At 41.0% G+C, this 5,084-nt stretch carries 5 protein-coding genes and 2 pseudogenes; 6 read left to right on the top strand and 1 reads right to left on the bottom strand.

The window, feature by feature from the left end:
• The 3 genes from PX484_RS24570 to PX484_RS24560 all read left to right on the top strand — a co-directional run.
• Window positions 1-306: ATP-binding protein (locus tag PX484_RS24570; RefSeq protein ID WP_288106031.1), on the top strand; the 306-nt coding region annotated here is incomplete at its 5' end.
• Window positions 275-1,099: a sulfurtransferase gene (locus PX484_RS24565; RefSeq protein WP_287666724.1), complete on the top strand. Its 825-nt coding sequence runs from the start codon at window positions 275-277 to the stop codon at window positions 1,097-1,099. The genes PX484_RS24570 and PX484_RS24565, both read left to right, overlap by 32 nt.
• A 381-nt stretch (window positions 1,100-1,480) precedes the next feature.
• Window positions 1,481-2,032 (top strand): LabA-like NYN domain-containing protein, encoded by a 552-nt coding sequence (locus PX484_RS24560; RefSeq protein WP_002802138.1) that lies wholly within the window; start codon window positions 1,481-1,483, stop codon window positions 2,030-2,032.
• Window positions 2,033-2,143: 111 nt separating this feature from the next.
• On the opposite strand, the gene PX484_RS24555 is transcribed toward PX484_RS24560, so the two are convergent.
• Complete coding sequence (locus PX484_RS24555; protein WP_288106027.1) at window positions 2,144-3,319, bottom strand: esterase-like activity of phytase family protein; 1,176 nt, start codon at window positions 3,317-3,319, stop codon at window positions 2,144-2,146.
• A 37-nt stretch (window positions 3,320-3,356) separates the two neighbouring features.
• On the opposite strand from PX484_RS24555, the gene PX484_RS24550 reads away from it, so the two are divergent.
• From PX484_RS24550 to PX484_RS24540, 3 genes and pseudogenes are all read left to right on the top strand, one after another.
• Entirely contained in the window at window positions 3,357-4,541 is a 1,185-nt protein-coding gene (locus PX484_RS24550) for a tetratricopeptide repeat protein (protein ID WP_287766456.1), read from the top strand.
• Window positions 4,542-4,680: 139 nt separating this feature from the next.
• Window positions 4,681-4,872, top strand: a pseudogene (locus tag PX484_RS24545) (LOG family protein); the annotation flags it as partial.
• 82 nt (window positions 4,873-4,954) lie between these two features.
• Window positions 4,955-5,084, top strand: a pseudogene (locus tag PX484_RS24540) (IS607 family transposase); the annotation flags it as partial.

Raw genomic sequence — 5,084 nt, 5'->3', positions numbered from 1 at the left:
AATGCAGTCCGTCACGCTCACCGACACCTACCTCCCGAAATCCCGATCGAGATCGAGATCGAGATTACCCGATCCCAGATGGAAATTCGCATCTGGGATCGGGGTTCCGCCTTCGATTTAGAGGACTTTATCGAGAAAAACGCCTATCATGACTATAGTTTCTCTGGTCATGGGCAAGGACTGCCGATCCTCCAAAAAATCGCCGATCAACTCAGTTATACTCGCAGCGAAGATCAACGCAACTGTCTATTAATTATTAAACAATTTTCCCGCCATGAATCCGATCGCACCCCTCGTTTCTCCTAGTTGGTTAGTGACTAATCTTGATCGCCCCGATCTGATGGTTATTGACTGTCGTTTTCAATTAAACGATCCCGATCTCGGTTATCAAGAGTATTTAGCCAATCATATTGAAAATGCCTTCTATTTACACCTCGATCGCGATTTATCGGCTCCCGTTGCCCGTCATGGCGGCCGTCATCCTTTACCGAATCCGCCGACGATCGCCGCTAAATTAAGCTCGTTAGGGGTGATTTCCGGCCAAACCCATGTCATCGCCTACGATGCCTCCCGTTTTGCCTTTGCCAGTCGTCTCTGGTGGTTATTACGTTATCTGGGCCATGAACGAGTCAGCATTCTCGATGGTGGTTGGCAAAATTGGTTAAATGCCGGTTATCCCGTCTCTAATCAGATACCTGTGCCGAAAACCGGCACTTTTCTCCCCCAAGTTCAACAGGATTGGGTAGTCACAATCGAGGAGGTAAAAAGGCAAAAAGAGCAAGCGGGAGTGGTGTTAATTGATGCCAGGGAAAGCGATCGCTATCGGGGCGAAAGGGAACCGATCGATCCGATCGCCGGCCACATCGAGGGGGCGCTTAATTATCCTTGGTTAGAAGTCACCGATAGTCAGGGTTTTTCTCAACCCCTGGCCCTGCAAAAACAACGTTGGCAAGAGCGGCAAGGCGATCAAGAAATTATCCTCTACTGTGGTTCGGGAGTGACAGCCTGTGTTAATATCTTTTCCCTGACCCTAGCCGGATACGAGAATGTTAAGCTATATTCTGGAGGTTGGAGTGATTGGTGTTCCTACCTGATCTAACCAGCCCTATTGATACCCATCTATCGAGAAAGATTATCAAAATGACCTGATTACTGTACAATCCCTCTATTATCACTTTTAATTATTCCCAAACTATTATCTAGTTTGTCTCCTAAGTGGGTGGGTGGAATTAAATATAAGATAAACGTAGGTTGGGTTGAAGCATGAAACCCAACGCCCGCATGGGTTACGCTACCGCTAACCCATCCTACAAATAATTGTGTCTCCCTACTTAGACAAAAAAGCTAATTTTTATTTTAGTTGCTATCTTTTTGCTCTCAAATCACCGCTATTCCCCAAAGAATAGTCGTTTTCCCCCGTAAAATTACTAAAAAGTAATTTTATAGTTAAACTGTATAAAAAATTAGGTATGTATTTTGTATGACAGAAGCCGGTCTTTGTCATTGTAATGGTGGCACCCGTCCGAAAGATCGCCTTTCGATTTTTGTGGATGGCAATAATATGTTTTATGCTCAACAAAAAAATGGTTGGTTTTTTGACCCGCGCAAGGTGTTAAATTACTTCACCAACGACCCGAATATTATGTTAATTAATGCCTTTTGGTACACGGGTTTAAAAGATTCCCAAGATCAAAGAGGTTTTCGCGATGCTTTAATTAGTTTGGGTTATACGGTGAGAACAAAAATTTTGAAAGAATATTATGATGATAGTTCCGGTCGTTTTTCCCAGAAAGCTAATTTAGACATCGAAATTGTCGTCGATATGTTTAATACCGTCGATCAATACGATCGAGTGATTTTATTTAGCGGTGATGGCGATTTTGAACGAGCGATCGAACTATTGCGCTCTAAAAATACTCATATTACCGTAGTTTCTACGGAAGGGATGATCGCTAGGGAATTACGCAACGCTACCGATCGCTATATTGACCTGAATGATCTTCGCAAAGATATCGAAAAAAGTGATTATTAACTGGCCGTTGTGTCTTTAAACCGGCTATTTATCCCCTTTTTCTTTATTGCTAGTCCTCACCCCAATCCCTCTCCCAGAAGGGGATAGGTGAGGCAATTAACCATCTCTTGTTTATTTTTCCTTGAGTCGAAATAGTAAAAACTGATTGACCTGATTCGGATTAAAATTATCATCACTGACTAAAATCAAAGAGCGACTGCCATCAGCTAATCTTGGACCGAGGGTCATTCCTTCTAAATTATCTAAATCAATCCCCAAAGTCCCTAAATCTAGTAATAATTTTTTCCGCAAGGGTTGCACCTGTAAAGCTTCTAATTCCCCCGGTATCCGAGCAATTTTCGAGGTATCCGTGGCACTACCATTAACTACCTGAAATAGTTTCGCTCCAAAACCTTCTAAACCAAAAGTTCGCTCTAAACTGAGAAAATAACCCTCTTTTTCTAAAGCTAATAATTCCGTTAAACCGTAGTATCTCGCACCACTAGGTGGCTCATCTAACACATACAATTGTTCCGATACTAACACAGGCGCACCAATCGGATCAATCACATAATGAAGAAGTCGCACTCTGAGATTTTCTGCTCTTTTTCCCGTGGGACTATCTTGAATTAAAGCGTTTTCTGTGGCAGTAAACAAACGAAAAGGATCGTCTTTGAGAGTGCTGGTAATCCCTAAAGTTAAGGATTCAAACCCTAAATTATCCTGTATTCCTTTTTGATTGGTATCATCTGGTAAAAAGCGATTAGGAATTAACAAAGACTCCTTTAATTGTCCCTGCAAATCAAATTCAGCAATAAAAGGAGCAATTCCCTCTTTAACCGCACCTTCACTGGAAATAAACAAAGTTTGTCGGGGCGAAAAAGCGATACCTTCCGGGTCGATCGATCCCTTTTTAAACCTTTCTCCCTTGCCATCTTTTAGGAACGTGACCGCCTCTAAATTCACTTTTTCGATTTTTTCATCATTTATCTGCAAACTAGCCGTATAAAAGCGGGCCGGAGCTTTCTGAGAACGATCATCGCTGAGGAGATAAAAGCGGTTATTGGCACGATCATAAGTAATTGCCGATAATCCCCCCACCCTTGTCTCCTGATAATCCGCTTCTGGTAATTGATATTCTCCCAAAAACTCGACCGAGAGGGGTAGAAACATTCGTTGTTCTGCCAAAACTTGCGGGGAGACACCACAGGCCCCCAGACTAAAGGTTACAATCAAACTAGCAATTAAACCCAAAATTGGGAAACGCAAATTTTCGGCAGTCAGTCTCTTATAGAATCGATCAATCACAAAATATCATCCTCTACTACGCTCCTATCAATCTATTATGCTACGTTTTTCTCTCAGTTTATGGCTCTGTTTGATCGGTACTTCCCTTCCTCTCCTCGCACAAACAGAAACCCCTGCAGCCAATCCCCTCGAAACTCCCCTAAAAAGTCCTTTATTACCCGCAATCGATCGCCCTTTAACTCCCTTGGAGCGTCGTCAACTTTTATTATACATCGATCAACGCGATGCTGAAGCTCAGGCTAAATACGATGCGGGATTAAATGAGGAAGCTTTTCCTATCTGGTATGAAGTGATTAAATTAAATCGTTATTTAGGAGCCAAAGAAGAAGTAAAATCTTTGGGAAAAGTGGGGTTAGCAGCTTGGAATCGAGATCGAACCGAGGATGTTAAATTAATTACTGCTCGTTTAAAAGCTCTGCAACAAACCGCAGAAACTAACCAGACAATGGACGGGGAATTATTAGCATTACTAGGTACATCCTATCAACAGATCCGAGCTTTTAATGAGACGATAATTATCTATGATAAAATTCTAGCTAATGCCAGACAATCTGGTGATAATGTGGCAGTAGAAGCGACTCTAAATCAACTTGGTCAAATTCATTTATCCCGTTTTGATTATCAAAAAGCATCCCCAGTTTACGAGGAATTATTAGCACTAGCCAAAGCTCGTAATGACTCACTCAAGCAAGGAATTTATTTGCAAAGACTAGCAGAAATTTATCGAGAATCTCTGCAACCAGCTAACGCGGTAAAAATTAAAGAAGAAATAGCTGAAACCCAGATCAGAAATCAGCAAATACAGTTAATTCCCGCTCTAAAAATTCAAATTGGTTTAGATTACCAAGCTTTAAAAGATGCAAATAAAGCCAGCCAAAACTTTCAAGAAGCCTATTCTCTCGCTTTTGCTTTACAACAGTACGGCACCGCAGGAGAAGCTTTAAATAAGTTGGCCGAACTTTATAAAAGTTATCAACAGGTGGATTATGCTTTACAAATCTATCAAGAATTAATTAAAGTCCATGAATTGGGTTATAATTACTACGGTTTAATGAATACCTACGATCAAATCGGTCAAATTTATCTAGAGAGAAAAAATTATCCCCAAGCTTTACTCGCTTTCCAAAAAGGTGCGGAATTAGCCCAAGCTATCCGTTATCGTGAACAATATTTTCAAACCCAAATCACCCAAGTTAATCAAGCAATAAATAATCCTGAATAGTGACCTTAAGTCTTTAAATAGTGAACTAATGGACAGGGAAATGGGGAAATGGGGACTAAGAAATATCTTCCCCAACACCCTAAAACCCCCCGCAACGCGCACGCAGTGACCACCCTAAAACCCAAAACCCAACCCACCAATGGAAAATTCCTATTCTCAATTAACCGAAGACTTGCTGAAATTGCTGCAACATTTGCCCCACTTAAAAGATGGTAAATGGATTCAAAGATCTCTGGAAGCAATAGTCAGAATTGCCGAGGAGGAAATTGATCGCCTGAATTGGAAAATTTTAACCTACGCGATCGAAGATCTAGAAAAGGGATTTCAGGTATTGTAAAGTTTTATAAAAAATATATGCAAATGACTGCAAACAACTGCTAATATGGTTAGTACAAGTTTACATTGCAGTTCATATAAAACTATCAGATTATGCTAAGAAAAAAGGGATCAGTTATGACACTGCTTGGAGAATGTGGAATCGAGGGCAGTTACAAGGAGAACGTCTTCCTACAGGAACAATTATTATTTTTGAAGATGACCGTT

Origin of the sequence: Microcystis sp. M49636_WE2 (assembly GCF_030065375.1) — a bacterium.
Taxonomy (GTDB): domain Bacteria; phylum Cyanobacteriota; class Cyanobacteriia; order Cyanobacteriales; family Microcystaceae; genus Microcystis; species Microcystis aeruginosa_C.
Note: the sequence above shows the minus strand (reverse complement) of the source record. Positions and strands in the feature narration are given on the sequence as shown.

Bases quoted from the DNA above. Each gene is read 5' to 3' on its own strand.
- PX484_RS24565 (WP_287666724.1), top strand. From the start codon at position 275: ATGAATCCGATCGCACCCCTCGTTTCTCCTAGTTGGTTAGTGACTAAT.
- PX484_RS24560 (WP_002802138.1), top strand. From the start codon at position 1,481: ATGACAGAAGCCGGTCTTTGTCATTGTAATGGTGGCACCCGTCCGAAA.
- PX484_RS24550 (WP_287766456.1), top strand. From the start codon at position 3,357: ATGCTACGTTTTTCTCTCAGTTTATGGCTCTGTTTGATCGGTACTTCC.